Annotated in this window: 24 protein-coding genes and 1 pseudogene; 12 read left to right on the top strand and 13 right to left on the bottom strand. The window is 61.8% G+C overall.

Translation table 11 applies throughout. The features are described from left to right. Positions 1–99 precede the first annotated feature (99 nt). Positions 100–1,050, top strand: a complete 951-nt coding sequence (locus MFF58_RS16360) for a hypothetical protein (RefSeq protein ID WP_238289802.1) — start codon at positions 100–102, stop codon at positions 1,048–1,050. Between the two features lie 240 nt (positions 1,051–1,290). Here MFF58_RS16360 and MFF58_RS16355 read toward each other — a convergent pair whose 3' ends face one another. Beyond that, positions 1,291–1,887: a hypothetical protein gene (locus tag MFF58_RS16355; RefSeq protein WP_238289801.1), complete on the bottom strand. Its 597-nt coding sequence runs from the start codon at positions 1,885–1,887 to the stop codon at positions 1,291–1,293. Positions 1,888–2,558: 671 nt separating this feature from the next. On the opposite strand from MFF58_RS16355, the gene MFF58_RS16350 reads away from it, so the two are divergent. The 4 genes and pseudogenes from MFF58_RS16350 to MFF58_RS16335 all read left to right on the top strand — a co-directional run bounded on the left by MFF58_RS16350 (position 2,559) and on the right by MFF58_RS16335 (position 4,775). Continuing rightward, the gene (locus MFF58_RS16350; RefSeq protein WP_238289800.1) at positions 2,559–3,245 is read left to right on the top strand and encodes a hypothetical protein; all 687 of its coding nucleotides are present in this window, start codon (positions 2,559–2,561) and stop codon (positions 3,243–3,245) included. 4 nt (positions 3,246–3,249) lie between these two features. Beyond that, positions 3,250–3,594 carry a DUF3768 domain-containing protein gene (locus MFF58_RS16345; RefSeq protein ID WP_238289799.1) on the top strand — a complete coding sequence of 115 codons (345 nt, stop codon included), beginning with the start codon at positions 3,250–3,252 and terminating at the stop codon, positions 3,592–3,594. A 113-nt stretch (positions 3,595–3,707) separates the two neighbouring features. Continuing rightward, positions 3,708–3,929, top strand: a pseudogene (locus MFF58_RS16340) (hypothetical protein); the annotation flags it as partial. Between the two features lie 360 nt (positions 3,930–4,289). Beyond that, complete coding sequence (locus MFF58_RS16335; RefSeq protein ID WP_308445449.1) at positions 4,290–4,775, top strand: hypothetical protein; 486 nt, start codon at positions 4,290–4,292, stop codon at positions 4,773–4,775. 33 nt (positions 4,776–4,808) lie between these two features. Here the strand turns inward: MFF58_RS16335 and MFF58_RS16330 are convergent, their stop codons facing one another. From MFF58_RS16330 to MFF58_RS16320, 3 genes are all read right to left on the bottom strand, one after another. Then, complete coding sequence (locus MFF58_RS16330; protein ID WP_238289798.1) at positions 4,809–6,137, bottom strand: TAXI family TRAP transporter solute-binding subunit; 1,329 nt, start codon at positions 6,135–6,137, stop codon at positions 4,809–4,811. A gap of 69 nt (positions 6,138–6,206) precedes the next feature. Further along, positions 6,207–7,442 carry an HlyD family secretion protein gene (locus MFF58_RS16325; protein ID WP_238289797.1) on the bottom strand — a complete coding sequence of 412 codons (1,236 nt, stop codon included), beginning with the start codon at positions 7,440–7,442 and terminating at the stop codon, positions 6,207–6,209. Positions 7,443–7,445: 3 nt separating this feature from the next. Continuing rightward, positions 7,446–7,910, bottom strand: a complete 465-nt coding sequence (locus MFF58_RS16320) for a hypothetical protein (RefSeq protein WP_238289796.1) — start codon at positions 7,908–7,910, stop codon at positions 7,446–7,448. A 537-nt stretch (positions 7,911–8,447) separates the two neighbouring features. Here MFF58_RS16320 and MFF58_RS16315 point away from each other — a divergent pair. Then, positions 8,448–9,416, top strand: a complete 969-nt coding sequence (locus tag MFF58_RS16315; protein WP_238289795.1) for an alpha/beta fold hydrolase — start codon at positions 8,448–8,450, stop codon at positions 9,414–9,416. Between the two features lie 113 nt (positions 9,417–9,529). Here MFF58_RS16315 and MFF58_RS16310 read toward each other — a convergent pair whose 3' ends face one another. Further along, on the bottom strand, positions 9,530–10,075 hold the full coding sequence (locus tag MFF58_RS16310; protein WP_238289794.1) for a recombinase family protein: 546 nt from the start codon (positions 10,073–10,075) through the stop codon (positions 9,530–9,532). Positions 10,076–10,284: 209 nt separating this feature from the next. On the opposite strand from MFF58_RS16310, the gene MFF58_RS16305 reads away from it, so the two are divergent. From MFF58_RS16305 to MFF58_RS16295, 3 genes are all read left to right on the top strand, one after another. Beyond that, positions 10,285–10,707, top strand: coding sequence for a DUF1801 domain-containing protein (locus MFF58_RS16305; protein ID WP_238289793.1), 423 nt, complete (start codon positions 10,285–10,287; stop codon positions 10,705–10,707). A gap of 512 nt (positions 10,708–11,219) precedes the next feature. Beyond that, positions 11,220–13,193 carry an ATP-binding protein gene (locus MFF58_RS16300; protein ID WP_238289792.1) on the top strand — a complete coding sequence of 658 codons (1,974 nt, stop codon included), beginning with the start codon at positions 11,220–11,222 and terminating at the stop codon, positions 13,191–13,193. Between the two features lie 232 nt (positions 13,194–13,425). Beyond that, a complete protein-coding gene (locus MFF58_RS16295; protein WP_238289791.1) occupies positions 13,426–13,953 on the top strand; it encodes a phosphotransferase-like protein in 528 nt (175 codons plus the stop codon). 181 nt (positions 13,954–14,134) lie between these two features. Here the strand turns inward: MFF58_RS16295 and MFF58_RS16290 are convergent, their stop codons facing one another. The 3 genes from MFF58_RS16290 to recD2 all read right to left on the bottom strand — a co-directional run bounded on the left by MFF58_RS16290 (position 14,135) and on the right by recD2 (position 17,644). Further along, positions 14,135–14,395 (bottom strand): hypothetical protein, encoded by a 261-nt coding sequence (locus tag MFF58_RS16290; protein ID WP_238289790.1) that lies wholly within the window; start codon positions 14,393–14,395, stop codon positions 14,135–14,137. A 131-nt stretch (positions 14,396–14,526) separates the two neighbouring features. Further along, on the bottom strand, positions 14,527–15,417 hold the full coding sequence (locus MFF58_RS16285; RefSeq protein ID WP_238289788.1) for an ImmA/IrrE family metallo-endopeptidase: 891 nt from the start codon (positions 15,415–15,417) through the stop codon (positions 14,527–14,529). A gap of 19 nt (positions 15,418–15,436) precedes the next feature. Beyond that, complete coding sequence (gene recD2, locus MFF58_RS16280; protein WP_238289786.1) at positions 15,437–17,644, bottom strand: SF1B family DNA helicase RecD2; 2,208 nt, start codon at positions 17,642–17,644, stop codon at positions 15,437–15,439. A gap of 114 nt (positions 17,645–17,758) precedes the next feature. On the opposite strand from recD2, the gene MFF58_RS16275 reads away from it, so the two are divergent. Beyond that, positions 17,759–19,348 carry a Y4lR C-terminal helical domain-containing protein gene (locus MFF58_RS16275; RefSeq protein WP_238289785.1) on the top strand — a complete coding sequence of 530 codons (1,590 nt, stop codon included), beginning with the start codon at positions 17,759–17,761 and terminating at the stop codon, positions 19,346–19,348. A 399-nt stretch (positions 19,349–19,747) separates the two neighbouring features. Continuing rightward, positions 19,748–20,200: a GNAT family N-acetyltransferase gene (locus tag MFF58_RS16270; protein WP_238289784.1), complete on the top strand. Its 453-nt coding sequence runs from the start codon at positions 19,748–19,750 to the stop codon at positions 20,198–20,200. Between the two features lie 140 nt (positions 20,201–20,340). On the opposite strand, the gene groL is transcribed toward MFF58_RS16270, so the two are convergent. The 3 genes from groL to MFF58_RS16255 all read right to left on the bottom strand — a co-directional run bounded on the left by groL (position 20,341) and on the right by MFF58_RS16255 (position 22,785). Continuing rightward, complete coding sequence (gene groL, locus MFF58_RS16265) at positions 20,341–21,987, bottom strand: chaperonin GroEL (RefSeq protein WP_238289783.1); 1,647 nt, start codon at positions 21,985–21,987, stop codon at positions 20,341–20,343. Between the two features lie 95 nt (positions 21,988–22,082). Further along, entirely contained in the window at positions 22,083–22,370 is a 288-nt protein-coding gene (locus MFF58_RS16260; RefSeq protein WP_238289782.1) for a co-chaperone GroES, read from the bottom strand. A gap of 109 nt (positions 22,371–22,479) precedes the next feature. After that, entirely contained in the window at positions 22,480–22,785 is a 306-nt protein-coding gene (locus MFF58_RS16255; RefSeq protein ID WP_238289781.1) for a hypothetical protein, read from the bottom strand. 217 nt (positions 22,786–23,002) lie between these two features. Here MFF58_RS16255 and MFF58_RS16250 point away from each other — a divergent pair, with 217 nt between their 5' ends. Continuing rightward, complete coding sequence (locus MFF58_RS16250) at positions 23,003–23,383, top strand: nuclear transport factor 2-like protein (protein ID WP_238289780.1); 381 nt, start codon at positions 23,003–23,005, stop codon at positions 23,381–23,383. A 165-nt stretch (positions 23,384–23,548) separates the two neighbouring features. On the opposite strand, the gene MFF58_RS16245 is transcribed toward MFF58_RS16250, so the two are convergent. Together MFF58_RS16245 and MFF58_RS16240 are read right to left on the bottom strand one after the other, a co-directional pair. After that, a complete protein-coding gene (locus MFF58_RS16245; RefSeq protein WP_238289779.1) occupies positions 23,549–24,091 on the bottom strand; it encodes a hypothetical protein in 543 nt (180 codons plus the stop codon). A 189-nt stretch (positions 24,092–24,280) separates the two neighbouring features. Continuing rightward, complete coding sequence (locus MFF58_RS16240; RefSeq protein WP_238289778.1) at positions 24,281–24,889, bottom strand: hemerythrin domain-containing protein; 609 nt, start codon at positions 24,887–24,889, stop codon at positions 24,281–24,283. Positions 24,890–24,911 lie beyond the last annotated feature (22 nt).

The following is a 24,911-nucleotide window of genomic DNA, read 5'->3' as shown; positions in this document are numbered from 1 at the left end:
AAATGCAACGCATGACTACATTTCAGCCGCCTGCTCCGAGTCGGCAAACGCAGGCCCCAATAATCGCCAGAGATTATCGAATTTAGCACTGAGGTTGAAATGGCAACGCTTAAACTTTCACCAAGCGTCCTGGCGGAGAACAAGGCGAAGGCTGGATTGAAGTTTCGCCTGCCCCAATCGAACTGGCCGCGCCGCTCCGATACGTCGCCCGTGTTGGGGAACAAGCGACTCGTCAATCCTGGGAACCGTCATCGCACATGCCCGTCGGCTGATAAGCCTCCGGGGGTGACGACGCCACCTAACTCGCTACTGCCTTCCGGAAGCCGTCGGACACGCGGCCCGAAAGGGTGCGTTACGCACCTTTCGGCCGATGACGATGAAGGGCCAGCAACGATCACAATCACCGATCCGTTAGCGATCATCGGCATGGCACGAGGGCAACCGGTCGTCGCGGCCCATGCGGCACAGACTGCCTGGATCACCCTCGACACGGGATTTCGAGAGCACCGTATCGGCATTATCGCTGCGGCCTATGCGGCGGCCTACCACATGATCCGGACGGATCGAGCGTGGGAGCAGTTCATCAAGCACCCGGGTTGGGGTGGGTTAGGGCGCCGTCCAAAAAATACGCTGAACGCGCGAAACAATATGCTCCGGCACGTGCTGCGTTTCGTTTTCCAAGCCAAAAGCAACAAAGTGAAACGGCGTGTTCGGGTCTATGCCCTCATGCTCGACCGACGCTATCACGCGGGGTTCAAACCTGAAGACGTAATGCCGTTGATCAAAAGGCACGGCATTGAGTGCCTGCGCGAGCAGGAGGCTGCGCGGCGCAAGGCGGAGGCACCTGAAGCAGGACCTGACCATTACTTCGCGGATTTGAATGATGATGTTGATCGGAAACCGGGCAAACCACCACGGAAGTCTGCTTGGGGCACGCAACCGGCGGCGCAGCGTTCGTGGCCTGATTTGACACTGGAGCAACGACGTGAGGGCATGCGCCGGTTGCGCGTGTTCGTTGAAGTGATGGAGGAATATTACAATTCGAGATAATACCAGCGCACTTCTCCGCCCGCGCGTACTAAGGCTTGCAACCGCTTGCAGGCGGGACGTCTCTCGCTTTCCGAAATTGGCAGGTCATCGCTGCGGTAGGGCTGCTGCACCTCGCAGCCCACAAGCATCGACACATTGATGTGTCTCAGTCGATTAGTGATCGGCTGGCCGCAAGGCCAAACCCATTCGTTTGCTGGAGTGAGCAACGGCTGAGACGCATGAACGGCGGGTGCTGTGCTCCTAGCCGCGCGGCCCGTGCGGGAAACAGCTCCGCACCGGCATCTCCGACCGACTTCTGGGGAGGACGAACACGCCGTCGTCGCCGATCAGGCCCTGCCGCAGCGCCTTCAGCGCATAATCGACCACGCCTTCGAGACTGTGGGTGATCGGCACGGCGTGCAGGCGCAGCAAGGGAAGGTCTGGCCGAACGTAGAGGTTCTGGCATGCCGTGAAATGCTCATCGACGGGCTCGCGCAGCCGCGAATGCTGGGGCGGGGGCTGAAAGCTGAGGGTATGTAGGTGGCGCCCAGCGTTGATCGTGACGTCATCCAAGCTCTGCTTCGCATGCTTGAAGACGGGGAAGTCGGGGCTGCAGATCCACACGGGAAGGCGGCCGAAGCTCGACGGCGCCATCGGATTGCGGTGCACGCGGGTGACGAACCGGCCGTAGACCCGCTCCGCCTCACGTTCCATCTGGCGCGCGACCGCCGTAGGCGAACCCCGCAACTGCCGGAACATCAGGGTCAACAAGTACGGGGTCCAGCCATCTTGCTGCAAAGCCGTGGCCCACTCTCCGTAAGCGTTGGTGATCTGGCGGGCGGCGGCGGTGCTGCTCATGGGTATGGTCTCCAGTGTTGCTCATGGGCTCATGCTCTCATGACGGGGTTGGGCATGAGGTGTCCCAGCGGTCAGCAGGGGGTAAGGCAGCCACTCACCAGTGGTGGGTATGCTCTCACAGGGTTAACTTAGCCATCCGGGCACGGGGGTTCATATACAGGCGCCTTTTTAGGCATCTGTAGCAACTAGTGTGAGGTAGCTTTGCTTTGCCTTGGCTTAGCTCCACAGGCAGCGCGCGGGCTACGTTTGCAATTGGTATTTACCCAAGGGAATCTAAGCTGGCCGGCGGACGGATAGCGAATCCTAACCGTCCCGAGCTTTGTGTTTTCGGCCGCCATAATCCCTGATCCGTTCGACATGGGCGGTAAGTCTCCGGACGTTGCGCTGCTTGCCCGGCGAAGAGTGTGCAGACCCTTCGGTCCAGACGACATGTCTCATCGCTTCAAAAGCGAATTTACAACCCTACCTTGACATTAGGAATAGATGTCTATAAATTGCGTTTAGTTGCACCTTTTTTGCGATGCACAGAATGCCCGCTTTGATCGCCTACCAACCGCCGCCGAGGTTTCTTCTCAGGCGACGTGCCCCGCAGCGGCCGCAGCCTCAGCAACAAGCGTCTACCCCACGCAAGGCGGCCTTCGGGTCGCCTTCGTCGTTTCTGGAGCCTACCAATGACCCCCGAAACCATCCCCCTTGCCGCCCCGGCGCTGCCATCTATCGCCCTTGTGCCTCCCTCCCCACCGCTCGGTGATCCCGCGCCAAAGGAGGCGCCGCCGGCTACTGCCCCGGGCCTGATCCTCTTTGGCTGCGACGAGCGGGGTCGCCCCCATGCCAGCGCCTTCTCGGCGGCCGATGCCGAGGGCGCCAGCCGCGCCGCCGCGCTGATGGGCCTGCACGCCCTGGCGGTGGGCAAGGAACACCACGCCCTCGCCACTGGTTTGGCGCGGGGCCGACTGTTCGCCAGCGGCAAAGCGTTCGTCCCGTTCTGCGCCGCTGGGGCGTTCGCCCGCTTGATGGCCACCGCCGGCCTCCCCGATATGCCCATGCCCCTCAAGGCCGCTGGCAAGGCCACGAGCGCCCCTTCGCCCGCCGCGACGCAGTCAGGTGCCATCGGCGGCACGGACGGCTCAGGCGGGCCCCCCTCGGCGCCGCGTGACTGGTCAGCCATCGGCATCGGCAGCGTCGTGCTTGCCTGCCAGGGGCCGATGGAAGGCTGGTGGGAAGCGGTGGTCCTCTACACCAAGGCGGACGACCGCTTTGTGCTGCGCTGGCGCGACTTTCCCGACGACGGCGAGATCACCCGTGCTCGCAAGGATCTCGGATTGTTGCCGCCCGGCTCGCGCGAGGGGGTGGGCTAAGACTATGGACGTTTCGCACCCCGCCGAGCACCCGCACCGAGTGCGCGACCTAAACGATGCCTTCCGCCGGAGCTTCTCCGGCGGGCGGGTCGTGATGAGTGCCGGGGTCGCAGCGCTGCCGAGCGTGGCCCGCGCCGCGCTGCTGGCGGCGGTGCGTGGCTTCGACCGTTTCGATGCCGACAACGATCCGCACGGCGAGCACGACTTTGGCGTGGCCGCGGTCGCGGGTTATCGCTGCTTCTGGAAGATCGACTGCGACGACCTCTGTCCGCGCTTCGCCTCGCCCGACCCGGCCGATCCGGCGGTCACGAGTCGCGTGCTAACCATCATGCTGGCCGAGGAAAACTGAGGTGGGCGGTCGTACCTCAGGTCGGCGGTTGCGCGGTCTTCGTCCGCCGGCCCACCCCAGCTCCATGGGCCGAACTGCATCTGGCTCAGGCGCAATGAGCAACACTGCAACCGGCACAGACAGCGCTGGGCGCGATCTACTTGCCCGCCGGACGCCTCGTGATCGACTCACACAAGCCGGTGGCGGATCAGTCTGCCTACACGGTCGTGGTGGCGCAGCAGGTGAACCTCTACGAAGGGCCGAATCTCTACCTCAACGCCAACTACGACGCGACCAGCGTACCGGTACCCAAGGGCGTGGGTCCGATCAGCGGCATGGTGCTGATGACACAGTAAAGGTCCTCCAGCAGCCGCTTTCGGGTACGAGTGGCAGGACCTACCATGCAGTGTTGAGCCAGAGGTTGAGCTTCCGCTTTGGGGCGAGAGGCTCGGGTCTGGTTGCGACCCTTTGCGGAAGGGTGGAAGGTCCGCTTCCTGGCGCTTGATGAAACAGAGCCTTAAGACTGGGTCGGGTGAATTTGCGCTGCTCCGCTTGCAGGCGAGAGATCGACAAAGTGGGCATTTGCCGAATGGTGGGTTGTGATCGAGATATGGCCGGCCGCCTTTTTGAAGGTCTAATCGGAGACGCGAGCGCTCGGTGTCGGCGGGTATCGAGCTAAAGCTGTCCTTCACCGCGGCCTGTCTGGATAAATCCTGTTGCAATTGATTTCCCGAACGTCACGACGAGCGGCCATTTACGGTGGCCTACTCATCCTGCAGACCGCAGCGGCCTCCTGCCTCGTGTGGATCATCCTGCCGATCTTTCGACGGATGATCTCGCGCCTCGGAGAACCAGTGGATCTCGAATTATGGCGTCTTGCGACCGTCATAGGCTGCATCATCGTTCTACAATCCTGCTATTGGATCAGACTTCAGCGCGTCCCTATCTGCATCCCATTCTGCAACGTTGTCGTCGGGCATCTACTGCTGTTTGCCAGTCGCGCCAGCTTCTTTTTTGGCGGCGCGTTTTTCTCAGTGCTTTTTTTCCGGCATGTGCCTGAACTCAGTGCTCTCCCGCCCCTGGGCCAAGGTTTTGTGAAGGCGCTCGCCGTCCTAGCGATCCTGTTCTCCCTGTTCTGCTACTCGCTCGAACTGGAGCGGCTTGGGAAGGCCATTGAAGGGCCCCCGACCGACGTTCGGTAGGCGCGTTTACTCGGGTCGCGATGTGTGCTCGGCCTAAGCAAGACCCTGTTTAAGCCTGCACTTTGAGGAAGCGCCGGCGGTGGCAGGGTCATCGAGCCGCTTCTCAATGGTCGCGCGTAGTTGCACGATGATCCGCTCGATAAGCTGAAAATGATCGCGTTCGATTTCGTCCGCGACGAGCCGTTGGAGAAGCCACTCAGTGATACGTTCAAGTTCCGCGTCGGCTGTGGCAAGCTCATCCGCCGTGCCGTTCTTGGCCAGTGTCACAAGCTCGACTACCCGGCAAAGTTTTGCCCTAGCCTCGTTGTTGTGACGTCGCCTGCTTTTAGAGGCGACCCAGCCCACGAGGGGGGCGAAAATGGCGACGACCATGACGGCCAACCAGTAATAGTTGACCGTCTGATCCAGCAGGCTCTCCTGTTCGCCGTCCAGATAGGCCACCGTCCCGGGATGAACGGGAAGCAGATTAGACATCTCCGTGTCGGGAGCCTCCATCTGGGCCGCGGCGGGCAAGCTGGTGACGAGCTTGGCCTTTGTCGTCAGTAGCATCCGCGTGACCTCGCCGGCTACGCGGTCCGGCAGAGAGGCCCGCGAGACAAGCAGGATGCGGACGGCGAAGGTGTTGATCGTCTCGGTCGGCTCGGTCGGGGTGCCTCCAAACGTCCCCTGCTTGATTTCGACCGACTCGTAAGAAGGCCATCGGGCGACGATGGCGTCCGCTTCCGCTATGTCGAGGTAGGATGGCTTCGCCTTGAAGCTCTTCTGGATGTTGGCAAAGGCATCCGGGATCGGCCCTGGTCCCAGGGGGCCAGCTACGATGGCGGCGACAACGCGCCTCGCCTTTAGTGCGGGCCCGAACTCCGCCCGCGACATTTCCATCAGGTCTGCGGTGTTCAGGCCGTAGAACTCGGTGAAGGCCTTGAGCAGGCCGGGATCGAACCCGTTTGCTACCGCGAGCTTCTTGCCCGCGAGTTCGCTCCCGCTCTCAATTTTCGATGCCGGTGGCAAAAGGACCGCGACTCCGTCCTGCCGAAGCACGAAGATTGTACGTCCATGCGCCGCCGCTTGGTCGTCACTCCTAACGACGGCAATATCGACTCGACCATCCGTGAGCAATTTCGCACTATCGGCTAGGCTATCCGTCGGAACGGGAACCAAGCGCACGAGGGGATGCTCCGCGGACAGATCACGGATGAACGCTGCGAGCACTTTCTGTCCGTCGCTCCCAACGGGACCGGTCGCCAATGTCAAAGTGTATCGGGCGGAGATCAGCGCCGGGTATCTTGTCAAAGTGTATGCGCCGGCGGCCGCCACGAGGCTGAGGGCGCCCACCGCCACTACGATTTTGAGCCAAAGCCTCATCGGTGTGCGTTGCCCGGTGGGGAATTGACGTGTGCAGGTTCGCGATGGGTCCTACACACGCCGGCCGCATCAATGTCCGCCGAACACCAAGGTCTGGATCGGCAGCATCAGCGCCTGGATCCGCAGGATCATTGCGTGAACGAGCCCGACTGCATCGACTGCATGCAGGATCAAGCCCTTGAGGGGGCTGACTTGACCGGAGGCGATCAGCTCGTGGTTGCTGGTATAGGCGTTGGCGATACAGCTACTGCCCGGGGTCACCCCCTCAAGCCCACCCTCATAGAGGGGTTCAAGAAAGACGAGGATGGTTCCTGGCCGCGTCACTTGTTGAGCATCGATCAGTTGCTCGCCACCGCGGAATTGTCCGGCGGCGATGAAATCCTGCACCACCGTGACCACCATCGGGATGACGGTCCAAGGCTTCGAGACGCAGGTGACTTCCGCTACCATGCCGACCTTCATCACCTGGGCCTCGATCTGCCCGAAACCCGCCGTGATGGCCTTTCGCCCTGCGCCTTCCGGGATCAACACCCCGGCTGGACGCATGATCGGGTTGACGATGTCGCCGGCCCTCAACCTGAATTGCTCGATCCGGCCATCCACGCCGGCCCGGATGATGGTCTTCGCCTTTTCCACCTCGGCTTGGGCGAGCGCGGCTTCAGCACTGGCCTTTTGAGCCGGGAGGAGACTGGATATCTGCGCCTCGGCTGACTGTTTGGAGGCAGTGGCCGCCGCAACCGTGCCCCGTCGACCGTTCACCACATTCTGGAGCCGCTCGATGTCGCGCGGCGCGACGATGACGGCATTACGCCGGTTCAGTTCCTGCTTCGTCTCAAGTTCGTCCACGGCCTGCTGGAGGGCACTGTTCGCCTCTTGGATCTTTCCGTTGGCCACCATGATATCGGAGCGGGCGGACACCATGGCCGCATCAACCTCAGCGATCTTGCGTCGGGCAGTTTCTGCCGCGGCCTCCTGAGTTGAGCTGTCCAACCTGAAGATCGGCGCCCCTTGCTTGATCTCGGCGCTCACATCAGTGACGTAAACCTGCGCGACCCGCCCGTTGATCTCGGAAACAATCGGCACGGTCCGATAGAACAAGGTAGCATTGCTCGTAGAAGGATGATTGTAAAAGATCACGGTGATCAGCCCTACGGTGAGCATCATGCATCCAACAATACCCCACCGCAGTTCGAACCAGACCGAGAAAAGCGTGATCTCTTTGCCGAGCCGCTTACCCTGTGCGAAGCGGCGGACGAGGTAATCCGGCAGGATCGTCACCACGGAGCAGAGAAGTAGCTCAAGCATGGCTCAGCTCCCTGTGCTGGCTGGAGCGATTTTCGACATAGGCCGCAACGGTGGCCGGGTTTCTTCGTGAAGAGGGACGAGAGTTTTGGGCTCGTCCGGCAATTCGTCCGCTCCTTTACCCGGCGGTATGCCCGCAATCTTTTCGAGTGATCCCGCCATCCGTCCGAACGCTCCTCCGAAGTCGGGAATGTCGATCAGGGCGAGCAGTAGGCCGATGACCCAGAAGAGATGCACGTGCGTGAAGAGCGCCAGCAAACCCAGCACGGCGACGATCTCGAATTGGAGCTTATGGCCCTTGTGGGCGATCCGCTCGGGCAGGGTGTGCAGGCGCAGGAACAGGAGCCCAATCGCCATCACGATTATGACCAGGAACACGGCCATGACCACCATGAAGACGTCTGTCTCACCGGAGGCAGTGATGAACGGCGGCAGATGCTGGGGTGCAGCGGGATTGAGCGAGGCAGTCATTGAAGCCTCCGAGTGAGGACACGGCGCCATCCGCCGCCTATACCCTCTCCTTACGGCGCATCCCTCGTCGGTTGGCCCTAAGCGTGGCCAGTCTACGCCCGATAAGCGCGCTCGTCTCGGCCTCGTAGACGAAAAATGCCCCAAGCAGCCGCGGTATGCCAACAACGCTGCGCCAGTGTTATCTAGCCCTCAGTGAAATCGGTGTGCCTGTGACAGAAGCATCCAAGTCGATGCGCGCTGCTGATGTTTGCTTCAAAGGGTGAACTGGAATGGGCGTACTGCTGCCGGAAAAGCAGTGCAACCGATGTTCACTTTGATGAGGACGTAGACCAATGGCCAAGGCCGGGTTGTGTCGGAGCTGGAACGTCTGCTTCGGGACGAAGGGTCAAAGTCCGGTTGCCACCCGTTGCAGAGGGTCGGAAGGTCCGCTTCCAGGCCTTTGAGAAAGCATGTCCTACGACTCGGTAGGGTAGAAAGTAGTCGTTGCGGCGTGTCCAACGAGAATGCCCTATCTCTCCGCTGCTGAGGAGATGAGCTATGCCGACACAGACCGTCCTAGCCGCTGCAACGGCCCTGGCACTTGGACAAGGAACACCGCAGCCGCTTCCCTCCACTCAGGCCACGACGACCTATCATCGGGTCGAGGTAAACGGTGTTGCCATCTTCTACCGCGAGGCGGGGCCGCGCGAAGCGCCCACGATCCTGCTGCTCCACGGCTATCCGTCGTCATCCCGGCAGTGGGACCCGCTGCTACCACTGCTCGCCGACCGCTATCACCTGATCGCACCCGACTACCCAGGCTTCGGCCAGAGCGATGCGCCGTCGCCGGCGCAGTACACCTATACCTTCGACAACCTTGCCACGACGATGGAGGGGTTGGTCGCCCACCTCGGCATCGAGCGATACACGCTCTTCATGCAGGACTACGGCGGCCCGGTCGGCTTCCGCATGGCGCAAGCTCACCCCGAAAGGGTGAGTGCGTTGATCGTTCAGAACGCCAACGCCTACGCAGAGGGCCTCGGTGCGAAGTGGCAGGGCATCGCTCGGTATTGGGCAAATCCCGCGGCCCACCCCGAGCAGGTCGATGCCTTCATCTCATTGGAGGGGGCCAAGCAGCGTCACCTTGGCACGAGCCCGAACCACGAGCGGTACAATCCGGACACTTGGACAGACGAGTACGCCGTCCTAGCCCGTCCGGGTGAACGGGACATCCAAGCGGCGCTCCTCTACGACTACCGCACCAACGTCGCGTCCTATCCGGCGTGGCAAGCTTGGATGCGCAGCCATTCGCTGCCAACGCTCGTGTTGTGGGGCCGTTACGACCCCTCTTTCATTGTGCCAGGAGCAGAAGCGTACCTGCGCGACACGCCGAAGGCGGAGTTGCACATCCTCGATGCTGGCCATTTCGCGCTGGACGAGGCAACGGACGAGATTGCTCGGCTGACGCGTGACTTCCTTGGCCGCAGCATTGGAAGCTCGATAGCCCCATCTTCCGTACCACGATAGTGCGGACGATACTCTCCTAGCGTTGGAGAAGGGTCGGAGAGGGAACGTCCGCTTCGAGGCGATAGGCCAGGGTCCGCTGACCACCCAACTCAGCCGTTCGCAACATCTGCCTTTCATCCCTCCCGAAGCACGCGGTAAATCTGCATCCGCGAACAACCGACCGTCCGCGCGATGGCTGCCGGGCCAGTGCCGCCCGCGTGCAGCTCCTGGATGTGTTCTCGGTCAAGGCGGCGCTTCCCGCCCGTGTAAACACCCTTAATTTTTGCGGTCTCGATGCCTTCGCGTTGGCGCTCCTTGATGAAGCGCCGTTCCATCTGCGCCACCATGCCAAGGACGGTCAGCACGACGTGGCCCATCTCACCGCGCGTTGAGACATGCGGGTCGAGCACGGTAACGAACGCCCCGCGCTGCTCGGCCTCGTGAATCAGATTGAGCACGTCACGGGTGTCGCGCCCGAGCCGGTCGAGGCGGGTGACGACGAGTTCGTCGCCGGGGCGTAGGAACTCGATAACCGTCGCCAGTTCAAGCCGGCCCTCACGCGAGCCGCCCGAAGCTTTTTCAGCGCGAACGATGCCGCAGCCCTCGGCCTTAAGGCGGGCCAGCTGAGTGTCGAGATCCTGGTCGAGTGTGCTGACGCGGGCGTAGCCGATGCGGGCCATGGGTTGTCACCTCAGGGTGTGTCAGGCCCGCCCTACACACCACACCCGCAATAGTCGGCGTCAATGGACCTCCCCCGACAAGGCGCTACGGGCTTACCACTTCCGCTCGGGTCGGCAAGCCTCGGTTCGGCCGTTGCTTCCGCTCACGACACATTACGGACCCTTTCGTCCAATGTGATGAGCACGGGATCGTTTTGAAAGTGACGCTAATGGCGGGCGCTGCACATCAGGGAAAGGGCGATGCTCCCGGCACGGCCGAGCAGGCGATTGACGTTAAGATTGCCGCGCTCGGCGATTGGCGCGGGACGATGCTGGCATCGATCCGAAGCCTGATTTGGCAAGCCGAACCCGCCATTGTCGAGGGCGTGAAGTGGCGAAAGCCATCAAACCCATTGGGCGTGCCGGTTTGGTCGCACAACGGCATCTTGTGCACAGGTGAGACCTACAAGGACAAGGTCAAGTTGACCTTCGCGCAGGGTGCGTCGTTGCCAGATCCGTTGGGCCTCTTCAACGCCGGGTTAGACGGCGGTACGCGGCGCGCCATCGATCTGCGTGCTGGCGATGATATCGACGGAACCGCCTTCAAGGCCCTCGTCGCGGCTGCCGTTGCCTTCAATACAGGGCCGCGTTGAGGGCGGCCTCTCACCCAAGCTGCCCTCGACGGACGAGGTCTAGGGATTGGCCTGATTGGCGCACCTCAGCAGCTTACCCTGTCAGGAGCGTTCGCGCGCCCTGACCTCGCCGTGATGCCCGCCGCATCAACGCCCCACCCAGAGCGACCGGTGAACTGCCCGGCCCCGAACGTCCGGTCACATCAGCCCCTAAAGCCGTGGCAGCGCGCGTCACATCAAGCGGCTGCCAACCGCGAAGTGACGAGTGCGACACGTCGCAGAGTGACGTCACGCTGGGGTATACGCTGACGCTACGCACTGCTCTGCGCAATCAGTGTGTAGGCATCATAGGCCGGGTGGTCCACGTGGGCTCGCGTTATGCGGAACGGGCCGAGGGCAAGCAGCACCCCCTCCTCAAGCACGGAGCCGCCCTCGTTGAGGAAGGCCGCCTGCCAGCTTCCACCACCTGAGGATGCGCCGTATAAGCTTTGAGCCAGTCAGGCGGTAAGCCCTGCGCGGCGGGGGGCAGAGTCTTGGCAAACCTCGAAAGCGACATCGTTGGCCGGGTGAACCGGCTTGCCCTGCGACCGACCGAGAAGAATACACTATTGCCGCTCATGGAGGCGATCAGCAACTCGATTCACTCGATTACGGAGCTTTACGGCGACGTGGCCGCCAAGCGCGGTTGGGTCGTGGTCCGCATTCACCGGTTGGGAGACCAACTGGACAGCAGGGTCATTGGCTTCGATATCGAGGACAATGGGGTCGGGTTCACCAACGACAACTTCAGATCCTTTTGCACACCTGACTCCCGCTGGAAGGAACAGCGCGGCGGCAAGGGAGTGGGGCGTCTCGCTTGGCTCAAGGTGTTCGAGCGTATCAAGGTCGATAGCACCTATCGGGGGGCGAATGGCTGGGAGCGCCGGTCCTTCGATTTCCGGCTGTCGGAAACCAATCAGGTTGCCGAGCAGGAGGTCGAGGTTGAGGAGGAGCGGCACCACACTAAGATCACGTTCCGGGCATTCAAATCAGCCTTTGAGAACAAGTGCCCGATCAAGGCCGGCGTGATCGAAAATCGGATCGCTGCGCACTTCGTGCCCCTGTTCGTCGCCGGCAACGCCCCTCACGTCACCGTCGAGGACGAAGGGGTCACGGACATCCAGAATCTTTTCGCGGAAAGCATAGTCGATCAGCACACCGCCGACTTAACCATTGGATCCGGGGATGACGCCTTCCCGCTTAAGGTCTGGTCGTTGAAGTGCAATAAACGGATGCGCTTCGATCCGCCTTCCTTCAACTTTGCCTTTATTTCTGGAGATAGCCGGTCAGTCATCGACTACGCCATTGATGAACAATTGGGATTAAAGGCGCTGGATGGAGAGCATGTCTATATTGCCTGCGCCTCAAGCCCCTATCTAGATCAGAAAGTCAACAGCGAACGGACAGCCTTCACGCTGGACGCTGCGGAGGTCGATGAGATCAAGCGGGAGATAGCGGCGGCCGCCCGCCACTATCTGCGCCCGTACATCGAGCAGGCCATATCCCGAAAGGTCGAAACTACGCGCGAGTTGATAGCGGAAAATCCCCAATTCCTCTATCTGGCCGACGATCTGGATACCTTTGCCGAGAGCCTGCAACCCAACTCATTCGGCAAGGAAGAAATCTTCCTTGAAATGTCCCGTGCCCGGTTCCGCAGGCAAAAGCGTTTCGTATCCCTCGAAAAGTCGATCAAGGCGGGAGAATTGCTAAAGGGTCCTTTGGTCGAGAAGGTCGAGGAATACACCCAATACATTGCCGAGGAGAAGAAAGGCGCCCTGGCAGAATACGTCACTAAGCGCAAGGCCGTCCTAGATATGTTTGAAACACTTCTGGAATACAGCGAACCGGCCAAGGAGGCATACAGCAAGGAGGACGCACTTCATCAACTATTTTGCCCTATGAGGATCGACTCCAAGGGCCTAAAAATAGAGGATCACAACCTATGGCTTTTGGATGATCGGCTGGCGTTCTTCAACTTCTTTGCCTCGGATCAGCTTCTAAACCAATATACCACGTCCGACAGCGAGGAACGGCCCGATCTGGCGTTCTTCTATAACTCCTGCGTGGCGTGGCGCGAGCGGGAAGGGACCGACACCATCGTGCTGGTCGAGTTCAAGCGCCCCATGCGTGAGGACTACAGCAAGGGAAAGGATCCGGTTCAGCAGGTCCTAAGCTACGTAGAGCGGCTTCAGAATCCGCAGGGCGAGGTCGATATCCGAGGTCGCGCCATCCTCGGGATCACGCCGAGCACGTCCTTCCATTGTTACATCGTGGCCGACATTACGCCCCAGCTTCGTGACAAGATGATCGGACGCTTTGCCAAGACACCGGACGGAAAGGGGTACTTTGGCTATTCGACCGGCCCAGCGGCCTTTGTTGAAGTCATTCCCTTCGGCAAGGTCTTGCACGACGCCCGCTTGCGTAATTCGATCTTCTTCGAGAAGCTGGGCATCACGAACACGGGTTGAACACGAGGGCTGCAGAGCTGCAGTCTATTCCTTTGTTCGATCCCCACGGAGATGCAAGCGATCATTCCGTCGTCCCAATCACCCACAGGCGCACCGCCTGACACAACGCAGGCGTAGCCCCAGGCCGCGAAGCGGTCCCGAAGCACAGGGACGCATCGAAGATGGGCGGCCGCAGGGAAGGCTAGGACGGAGTGACCACGGCGGTATCATTCCCGCGTCGGGCAGAGCAGCTATGGCAGGGCGCATAATCATCCTTAGTGGCACGTCCAGCGCAGGCAAGTCCGGGCTGGCCAAGGCGATCCGTCAGGATATGCCGGAGCCGTTCTGCTATCTCTCCACCGACCAGCTAGCGGATGGCGATTTTGCACCGCTGGGGCGTGGCACGGCGGAGAGCTTCCACGCTGAAATGCTGGCCTTCTACCAGGGCTTCAATCGCTCGGTGGCTGCGTTCGCGGACGCTGGGTGCGATCTGATCGTGGAACTGGTGATTGAGTCTCAAGAATGGGCTGACGATCTGAGCTCCGTCCTGAAGGATCACACCGTCCTGTGGGTCTGGGTGTGGGTCCCCGATGACGAACTGACGCGCCGAGAGGGGGCGCGGGGCGACCGGTACGCCGGCACGGCGTTGAAGTACGCCCATACGCGGCATTTCGGCCCCTACGACCTGGACATCAACACGATGGAGCCGGAGGCTAAAAACCTGCTGAAGCTGACCCAAGCTTGGCTGCTGCTGACGCAGCCGACGGGTTCAGATCCTTGATGCGACCGCAACCGTTCTCGATGAGCAGGGAACCCGTCGTAAGGCGGTGGTCGTGAGAAGGACTGTCGGCTACCCAATCTTTCTCCACGGCACCTCGCCGCCTCATGGGACGGCAGCCACGGGTCCTAGCGACCTTCACACCGGCAGGCCGTACTATCTGGCGAGCCGGGTTCGGGCCGAGCTAGAACGGCTTGGCCAGCCCGAGCTTCTCGTGTGCCTCGACTGGCGTCATCTGCCGAATGGATTCTTCGGAAAAGCCAAGCTCACGAAGCGCCGCCCGCTGACGGTTCGTGATCATCAACGACACGGCAGGAGACCTTGCAGGCGCGGCGTCCGCAGCGTTCAGCTCGGCGTCCTCGGCGCGACCGACACGGTCGAGGAACGCTTCCTCGGCGGCAACCCGACTGAGGAGCAGCCGAAGGTAGTCGTCAGTTCCCGCCATTCACGACCCTTATTGCTCCTTTGCCGGCCTGAGGAGTGCGCCGGATCAGCCACGGGACAGGGAGCACGGCCCGCTCTGACGAAGTAGCAGGCTATGGCCGTCAGGGCTTATCCGTCAGAGCTGGGTCTTGCCTACCGTCGCCCCGAGTGGAAGCGGTGACGCCAGCCCTCATTGAGCCTGCGCTCCTCCGCGCTCTCCTCCGGGACGGCTTCCAGACGCAGTAGGATCATCGCAAAGCCGTTCTGCTGGACGTACACCTGCTCGTAGAGGTCCGGCGCGCGGAGGTCACGCTTCACATCGATCCAGAGATCGGGACGGCACGCGGCGATGTCGCTCGCGATGTTCGGCCGATGTGGACTGCTGTGATAAAGCGAGCCTGTCGGAACCGGGCTGCCGACCGCGCAGATGATGGCCGGAAAGGAGAGGCTGCGGTAGCACCGCTGCACCCGGCCGTTGCCCGCCACAACGATGGCGATCCGCTCAGGACGGTATTGCACGTAGGCCCGAGCCGCCACCTCCTTGCCGACCGCGAAGTCGCGCGCGAGCACAAGAACGTGCTGCAGATCGGGATCGCGAAAGGCCGCCATCGCCCCCCGCAGCCGGTGCGGGGGCATCAGCATGAGAGTGGCGAAGCGGTTGGCCTCGACCTCCCTGCGCTGCCGCTGATCGCCCTCCTTCGCTGTGACACGGAGCAGGTCAGAACTCTTGCACAGGAACCGGCCGGGCTGATCCGGGACGTGGTGCGCCATCAGGAAGTGGCCGAGTTCGTGCGCGATGGTGAAGCGGCGACGCGGTTCGCCCCCGCGCTTGGCAAGGATGGTGCCTTCAGACCGCTTCGCGTCGGTAACGAGGCCGCCCTCGAACTCGTCGGTTTCGAAGTCCTCGATCCGGAGGATGTCGAGTCGGGAGCATAGCTCTTGGATCGGCACGGGCGCTGAAAGGTTCGGCTCGGCCTGTAGGATGCGTTTGACGAGCGCCTCCGGCGAGCCTGCGTCCGCAAGGTCTATCCTGCTGATCGGCATCCGCGGAGCTCCTTCGCGTCTAAGATCCGTCCGCCGATGGGGACATTCGCAGCCATTGCCCAAGCTTGGTCCAGCGCGGCTTCATGTTCCCGCCGCGCACCGCGATGGCGACCGCTTTGCGTTGCCCAATCAGCACCACAAGCCGCTTGCCGCGCGTGACCCCCGTATAAAGGAGGTTGCGGGCCAACATGGTCCAATGCCCAGTGGTGAGCGGGATGACGACTGCCGGGTATTCCGAGCCCTGCGATTTGTGGATCGTCGTGGCGTAGGCCGGCACGAGGGTGTCGAGTTCGCCGTAGGGATACGCAACCTCTCGCCCCTCGAACGTCACGACGACCGCGCCTTCCTCCTCGTCGATGCGTAAGACCGTGCCGAGGTCGCCGTTGAAGACCTCTCGGTCGTAGTCGTTCTGGCTTTCCATCACCCGGTCGCCCGGCGAGAAACGCCAGCCAAAGCGCTCGACTGATGTGGAGGGGTTCGGGTTCAGCACGGCCTGGAGCTCGTGATTGAGGTTCCTCGCGCCTAGGACGCCGCGCTGCATCGGGGTGAGCACCTGGACATCACGCACGGGATCGAGGCCATAGCGAGCGGGGATACGCCGCGTCACCACCTCGATCAGCGTGGCGAGCCCAGCCTCAGGTTCGTCGATCTCGATGAGGTGGAAGTCGCTCTCGCTGCCGCGCGGAGCCGCCTCGGGCATCTTGCCGGCGTTGATGCGGTGCGCATTCACAATGATCCGGCTCTCAGCCGCCTGACGGAACACCTCAGTCAGCCGCGCCACTGGCACGCGCTCGGAGCCGATGATGTCGGCCAGCACCTGCCCCGGTCCGACTGAGGGAAGCTGATCAACGTCGCCGACGAGCAGCAGCCCGGCGTGTGCCGGCACGGCCTTCGTCAGCGCGTTCATCAGCGGCACATCCACCATCGAGGTCTCGTCGATGACCAGGAGATCGCAATCGAGCGGGTTCTCCTCGTTGCGCGAGAAACCGCCGTGCTTCGGGTCGATTTCCAGGAGGCGGTGGATGGTCTTGGCCTCTATCCTAGTCTGCTCGCTCATGCGCTTAGCCGCCCGGCCGGTCGGAGCCGCCAGCATCACGCGCACGCCCTTGGCCGTCAGGATGCGCAGGAGCGTGTCCAGCGTCGAAGTCTTGCCGGTTCCCGGCCCGCCGGTGATCACCGCGAGCTTCGCGTTCAGCATCAAGCGCACCGCTTCGGCCTGCGAAGGTGAGAGCACCTTGCCAGTCTTCGCTTCGACCCATGGCAGAGCCTTGGCGAGGTCGATCTCGGGCCAAGGCGGGCGGCCGCTCACTCTCGCCAGGAGACGCTCGGCGATGATCCGCTCGGCCGCGTGCAGCCCCGCGAGGAAGATGCAGGCTTTGTCGCCGATGATGTCCTGCACCACCTCGCTGGTCGCCAGCACGTCGATGAGCGCCGAACGGATCAGCACGGCTTCGACATCCAGGAGCGCGGTCGCGAGTTTGACGAGGTCAGCGACGGGAAGGCCGCAGTGGCCCTCGTCGGTGGCGGTCTGCAACGCGAACGAGATGCCGGCCCGTAGCCGCTGCGGGGCCTCTTTCGTCAGTCCGAGCTTCATCGCGATGGCGTCAGCGGTCTTGAAGCCGATACCGCGAATATCGCGAGCGAGGCGGTAGGGATCCTCGGTCATGACGGTGATCGCGTCGTAGCCGTAGGTTTTGAAGATGCGCACCGCTCGCGCTGTGCCTACGCCATGAGCGTGCAGGAACAGCATGATTTCACGCACGGCCTTTTGCTCGGCCCATCCGGCCACGATGCGAGCAGCGCGCATCGGGCCGATGCCAGAGACCTCCTTCAAGCGGTCGGGCTCGGCTTCGATGATCTCGAAGGTGCCTTCGCCGAAAGCGGCCACAATACGCTTGGCCATGGCTGGCCCGATGCCGCGCATGTAGCCCGAGGCGAGGTACTTCTCGATACCCTCTACACCGGTCGGCGGCGTAACCTTGAGGGTTTCAGCCTTGAACTGAAGACCGTGCTGACGGTCCGTGAACCAAAGACCGGTCGCCGTCACCCACTCGCCAGCGCCGATGGCGGGCGCGTGGCCAATGACCGGCACGAGGTCGCGTTTGCCTCGCGCCTGCACCTTTAGGACACAGAAGCCGCTGTCGGCGTTGTGGAAGGTCACCCGCTCGACCGTACCGGCGAGCGTTTCCTTTGGTGGAGGGGCGTGAGCAGGTGGGCGGGCGTTCACAGGGGCATGATCGTCTCAGGCTGTCGCCACGGGTGCCAAGCTGATTGATCTGCTATCTGTGTCGCCGGATCAATCGGCAGCACCCGATTTACGAGGCCCTCCGCGATGCCCGTTATGGCGAACGCACCGCGTACCAGAATCCTTCAACTCGCGAAGCTCGTCGCCGCTGATCTTCGGCGCGGGGAAATGACAACCGGGTTGCAGACCGTGGGCGTTGCGCTGTCCGAGAATCCGGACGCCGTGATCGTCGTGCTCGACCTGCTTATCAAAGAGGTTGTTAAGAAGCGTCCCAACGACGCTTTGTGCGAGGCTCTTCTTTTCATGGTCGGGCAAGCGCTCGACGAAACACGCATGGCGCTCGAAGGCGGCAGCGAACCAGCGATGAACCTTGTCGTAGAGGTCCAGCAGAAGCTCGTCACGGCGGCCGAGAGTGGCCTGCTGCCACCCGAGGTGATGATGGTAGTCGGCCAGCAATTTGCGGCTGCCAAGCTCGATCTCGGCGATGAATTACGTGCTCTCATGCTTGCTCTTTCCGAACAAGCGGCGGCACACGGCCCGGCCCTCAGCCCTGACGACATTACCTCGCATTACGCCGCCATGGCCGAGGCCCTCGGTCACGACCCCTTCCTCATCCATGGGCAGATCTCCGAGCAACTGGCTGCTTTCCCGGACGACCAGCGTGTCGTCATCGTCGGGTCGTTCGTCGCCTCAGAGGTGGCATCGATGCGCGATGCGACCCTCGGATGGCTGCTTGATCCGAGCCCCGCCGTGGTCAAGCAGGTGGCGCAGAGCCTTCTAGCCGTGGCGCAAAACGGGGGCCTGTCTGCTGAAAGCGTGGAGCGGCTCGTTTTGATGCGCCCGTGGCTCGCAGAGGATGTGCAAGTCATCCTCGACGCGGCCATTCGCGCGTGCCGGCAACGCGGTCTACAGCCCGCGGCGAAGCCGTCGGTTCAGATCACCTCAATTACGGTTTCTGGGTGCGATGGGGCTGGTGCGCAGAGTGCTTTTGTCATCCTCAAGCGTGGTCGCAAGCTGGCTCTGGCCTCACTCCTCGTGAAGCAAGGCTTTGGCGTCCGAGACGCTTGGATGCGGGACGACCTCAGCCGGCACGAAATCGACCTACTGCTCGCCGAGATCGCCTATCAGACCGATCCGTTCGATGGCTCGCCCGAAATCCTTCAAGGCGTCATCGCGCATCGCCTTGCAGACAACCTCGAACGCAATGAGCCGCCTCCGTTCGGGCTGGTTCAGTTTCTCGAGGCCGTCAGCCCGGTGCAGGTCCGGCCGGACCGTATGGCGACCGAAGCACTGATTGACGATCTCCTCGACGGTGTCCCGGACGAGCGGCAATCAGGAAAGGCCATCGCGACCGCGCTCGCCGACTCGAAGCTCTGGCCAAAGGAGTATTCTTTTCTGCAGTCGTGGTTCGAGCAGGGCGAGGCAGTGGCTGCCTCTCTCCACACAGCCAAGACCAAGAAGCAGCGGGAAGAGGCCGTTCTGCGGGACATCCTCCCGCAGCGACGGGGGTGCTGGGCCGAACTCCTGGCTTGGACTGCCAAGGCAGCAGAGGATGAAGTCGAAGGCGAGGAATGCATCGACTTCGCGCTAGTCGCCCGCGAGCTTCTTCGTGGCCGTCCTCTAACAGAGATCCCTCTTGCGAACTGGATCGCGAAGAACACGGTTGCGGCGTTGAGCGGGCGTTAGATCACGATGGGGCGCTCGTCGAACTCATCCCTCAGGGCATTGGATCATCCATCCCCTCGGCCAACGCTGCGAGCTTCTTAGGAGGCGTAGCCTCATCCTAAATCGAGGTTTTGAATCCTTCCGGCTTGCTCATCCACCCCTTCAGTCTCGCCCGCAAGAGCGCGCAGACTCCGGCTTGCGCGTTGAAGCGGTCTCACGCGCAGCGGCGAGCCGCTGCGCAGCCTCTCCGATTCCGAGCGGGTCTGCCTGCCGACCGATGTCCTGATGTCCGGCTTCGAGCACGTGCATGCGGAGGCCGTTCACGCACTCGACGAATCACGCACGGATGCTGGCAGGAAGGACAGCAGGGTTGAGCGACGACAGGTTACGGCTGTCAATTGAGCAGGAATCTGACAAAAGATGCGCATTCGTCCCTTCAAGCCCCAAGATGACCGCACTGCGGTGCTCGCGCTCTTCGACCGAACGTTCCACAGTTCTCATTCCTTCTTGGAGATCAGCGAGCAAGACGAGGCCCGCCAGCATCTGGAACTTCTGCTGAGGCACTCGGAGACCCTGATCGCCGAGGTCGAGGGCTCGGTGATCGGCTTCATCACCGTGGATGATGAGGGCTACATCTCCGCGTTGTACGTAGACCGCCCTCATGTTGGTCGGGGTGTGGGATCAACTCTCTTACAGGCAGCACAAAATCGTCATGAGCGGCTGGGCCTTCACGTCTTTGCGGAGAACGTTTCGGCTTTTGAATTTTATGGGGCTCGGGGCTTCGCCGTCACTGATGAGGATAGGCAGATCGATAGCTCGGGCCGTCGGCACGGCCGTTTTGCAATGGAACGCCGCTCTAATCGATGTAGCTGACCGCCCTGATCGCGCAGTGTCACGGCCTTTACTAGCGCTCACAATCCTGGCGGATACCTAGGTGATCGAAGGAATGAGAAGAAAAAAGGCCGCCTTTGGGGGCGGCCTTCTCCAATCGCTTGTCCAGTCTGCTGAGTGAACTAGAAGTCCATTCCGCCCATGCCACCGCCCATGCCGCCACCACCCGGCATCTGCGGAGCCTCCTTCTTCGGAGCCTCGGAGATCATCGCTTCGGTCGTGACGAGAAGGCCCGCAACCGACGCTGCGCCCTGCAAGGCAGCCCGCACAACCTTTGCCGGGTCAACGATGCCGGCCTGAAGCATATCGACGTACTCTTCCGTCTGGGCATTGAAGCCGTAAGTCGCGGACGAGTTGGCGAGGATCTTGCCGACGACGATGGAACCCTCGACGCCCGAGTTCTGGGCGATCTGACGGATCGGGGCCTCAAGGGCCTTCAGCACGATCTTGATGCCGGCTTGGACGTCCGGGTTGTCGTTCGACAGACCCTGAACGGCCGTCATGGCACGCAGCAGCGCGGTGCCGCCGCCCGGGACGATGCCTTCCTCGACCGCCGCGCGGGTCGCGTGAAGCGCATCATCAACGCGATCCTTCTTCTCCTTGACCTCGACCTCGGTCGAACCGCCGACGCGGATCACCGCAACGCCGCCCGCGAGCTTGGCCTGACGCTCCTGGAGCTTCTCCTTGTCATACTCTGAGGTGGTGTCCTCGATCTGCGCCTTGATCTGCGCCACACGTGCCTCGATGTCGGCCTTGTCGCCGGCACCGTCGATGATCGTGGTGGTTTCCTTGTCGATGCGGACGCGCTTGGCGTGGCCCAACATCTCAAGGGTGACATTCTCGAGCTTGATGCCGAGATCCTCGGCGATCATCTGACCCTTGGTCAGCAGGGCAATGTCCTCGAGCATCGCCTTGCGACGGTCACCGAAGCCGGGAGCCTTCACGGCCGCGACCTTCAGGCCGCCGCGCAGCTTGTTCACCACCAGGGTGGCCAGGGCCTCGCCCTCGATGTCCTCGGCAATGATGAGCAAGGGTTTGCCCGTCTGCACCACGGCTTCGAGGATCGGCAAAAGCGCCTGAAGCGAGCCGAGCTTCTTCTCGTGGATAAGGATGTAAGGATCTTCGAGATCCGCCATCATCTTCTCGGCGTTTGTGATGAAGTACGGGGACAGGTAGCCCCGGTCGAACTGCATGCCCTCGACGACGTCGAGTTCCGTTTCGGCGGTTTTGGCCTCCTCAACGGTGATGACGCCTTCCTTGCCCACCTTCTGCATGGCATGGGCGATCATCTCGCCGATCTCCTTGTCGCCATTGGCCGATATGGTGCCCACCTGCGCGATCTCGTCGGACGAGGCGACCTTGCGGGAGCGCTCGCCGATATCCTTCACGACCGCCGCAACAGCGAGGTCGATGCCGCGCTTCAGGTCCATCGGGTTCATGCCGGCGGCCACGTACTTCACGCCTTCACGCACGATGGAAGCCGCAAGCACGGTCGCGGTGGTGGTGCCGTCACCGGCGATGTCGCTCGACTTCGAGGCCACCTCGCGCACCATCTGGGCGCCCATGTTCTCAAACTTGTCGGCGAGTTCGATCTCCTTTGCGACGGTGACGCCGTCCTTGGTGATGCGCGGCGCGCCGTAGCTCTTCTCGATCACGACGTTGCGGCCTTTAGGCCCCAGCGTAACCTTCACGGCATTGGCAAGAAGCTCGACACCGCGCAGCATCTTATCGCGGGCATCGACGGAGAAACGAACGTCTTTGGCAGCCATGGGGATGGTCTCTTCAATGGTGTAAGGCCCCGAGGCGCGCCACAGCGGCCGCCTCGAAAGGGCAGGTCATCGGGGTTGCGAGCGACGCAACCGACTTAGGCGACGACACCCATGATGTCGGATTCCTTCATGATAACGAGGTCCTGACCATCGATCTTCACCTCCGTGCCGGACCACTTGCCGAACAGAACGCGGTCGCCAGCCTTCACATCGGGGGCGTTGATACGGCCTGCCTCATCACGAGCACCGGGACCGACGGCAATAACCTCGCCCTCCTGCGGCTTCTCCTTGACCGTATCGGGGATGATGATGCCGCCCTTGGTCTTCTCCTCGCCTTCGATCCGGCGAACGACGACACGGTCGTGTAGGGGGCGAAATTTCATAGTCTGGATCCGGTGTTCCTGCCGATAAACCGACGCCACTACGGCTCGGAATCGCAGGAGAGGCGGCCGTAAAAATTCTACAGCTGACCTCGCAACGCAGCTTTAGCACTCAATCAGCGAGAGTGCTAACGATCATCGCCCTTGAGCTGTCTTTTTCGCTGTCGAGCAAATTGGCCGCAATTCCATAACGGACGGACGACACTGAAATCGAGTCTGCGGTGAAGAACGTGAGCATGAGGTTCGGCGGCGGCGCTTGGCAGCGGACATCGATGATCAGGCGGCCTTTTTGCCAATGGAAACCGCTGAGTGCTTGATGCGCAACGTATAGAGGGCAAGGATAAATCGGCACGGTGCAAACAGGACGGCGGATCGCTGAGCGGGTGTTAAATCGCGATGAGGCGCTCGTTCCACCCATCCCTGAGGATGCATCCGATTATCCCGCAGCCAACGCTGTGAGCTTCCTGGTGGTTAGAACCTGACACTTGGTACCCGTGGCCCAGGGGGCCTCCGGCTTTTTAGATCGCTCAGCGCCCAAGCTGAAACGGCCCTCCCACTCCTTCCGGTAGCCCGTTCTGGGACAAGCGCGTGGTATGGTGGCCCAAGACTGTCGGCCATGCTCAAAGAGGCCCAAAATGAATGATCAAGAAGTTCGAGAGGCGCTGGATCGCCATTGGGCCGCATCCGACACGAGCGATTTCGATCAGGAGCATGAGATTTATCGAGACGAGGCAGTACTTGAGTATCCGCAATCAGGCGAGCGCATCCGCGGGCGGCAAAACATTCAGTCGTCTCGCACCGCTCAACCGAATCGGAAACGCTTTACAGTGCGGCGGATCATCGGTGCAGGCTGCTTCTGGGTCACCGAGTACGTTCTGACGTATGACGGGCAGCCGTCCTACACTGTGAGCATCATGGAGTTTCTGGAGGGGAAGGTGATCCGGGAAACCCAGTACTTTGGAGACGCGTTCGAGCCGGGGCCTTCCCGAGCGCGATGGGTCGAGCGGATTACCTGAAACCCAGTCGTTATGAAGAAGGAGCGCCGAGCAAGGCTCGACACGCTGGCTGTCCAGTTCTGTCTGCAGTGAGGCTCGCTCCGGACAGCCGCTATCTAACCGTAGCGGGGCTCGCAGACGGGTACCAAGCGTCAGGTTCTGACCACTAGGGGACGTAGCCACATTCTAAGTCGGGGCTTCGAGTCCTTCCGGCTTGCTCATCCACCCTTTCAGTTTCGCTCGCAAAGAGCGGGCAGACTCCGACTTTCGGTTTGAAGTAGTCTCACGCGCAGCGGCGAGCCGCTCCGCCGCCTGCCCGATTCCAAGCGGGTCTGCCTGCCGGCCGATGGCCAGCACGCCTTCGAGAACCCTGATGCCCTTATCGAAGGAGGAGTGAAGCGGGAGAGGGCCATCGAGATCAATGTGCGACCGGATGTAGGCCGCTCGCTGCGCCTCCACCGCCGGGGTGTCCGCGCAAGCTAGTCGGGTCACGAACGGAAGAAGACGCTGTCGCTGCATGTCGTTGGCTTCATCGTTCAGGTAAAGCGCCAGACGGCAGATCGGTCGTGAGAAACAAGGCGGCATTGCAAGATGCGACTTGATCGGCCGGTACGGCAAGCCGTGTGCGACGACGGCCGCCTCATTGATGCATGTGCCGCCGTCAGGGCCCGGAAACGGATGTGAGCCGCGCTTCAGCGTCCAGTTCAGGATGTGGTCGAAGTTGCTCATGCAACGACTCCGCAATGCTCAAGAAGCGATGTTCCTCCTAAGGGCGCGGTTCTGTCAATGGCCGCCGAATTAGAAAGATAAGCTTCGCTGCGAAAGCTTAGCTTTGAAGTCGAAGGCACGGGACTGGCAGCGTCGATGCGCCCCCTCGCTCCCGCTACCGAGCGCAGCTTCGCTGGATAGACTTGGCAGCTAAGCTCCGACGCGATCCCCGCGGCTGGACGATGCGAAATGCTTCCGCCCTTTGATTGAGGTCGAGCGCCCAGCTAGGTAGCCGATAGCGGCTACAGCAGCGCAGACGGTGCAAGCCCGTGCAACTCTGCCCAACGTCAGTTTGCCCGATCTGCGACTGTATCGTGCCCTCAAGGTCTGCATCTTCGCACGAACGAAGGCGTGGGCGGCGGCATCGACTTGCGTTGAAGAGAGAAGCTCTCGAGCCGCCGGAATCAGCTCCTGAGTGTAACGGCGAAGGTGCTGGCCGATCAGGGCAACGTCGAGGACCATGCCCGGTTGCGGAACAAAGTCGCCCTGCCGCGATCTCGCGAGGGCATCGAGTTGCCCGATGAACTGCGCATGCTCACGGTGCAGGTCTTCGGCCAACTGCCGCGTCCGATCCAGTTGGCGCAGCGGCGCATAGAGACTGGCTTCCAACGCTTCGGCATGAGCAGCAAGCTCATCGATCAAGCCGGCCAGCACCTCCTCACGGTCATGGATCACCGATCTACCGAAGGTGTACCGGCTCTCCGCGATCAAGTGTGCAAGGTAGGCATGATCATGGGCGATGAGCTGCCAGACGTTCATGCGCCGGATCACCTCTGCGGCT

This window comes from Methylobacterium longum, from assembly GCF_022179385.1.
Taxonomy (GTDB): Bacteria; Pseudomonadota; Alphaproteobacteria; order Rhizobiales; family Beijerinckiaceae; genus Methylobacterium; species Methylobacterium longum.
This window is presented reverse-complemented; position numbering and strand designations above follow the sequence as displayed.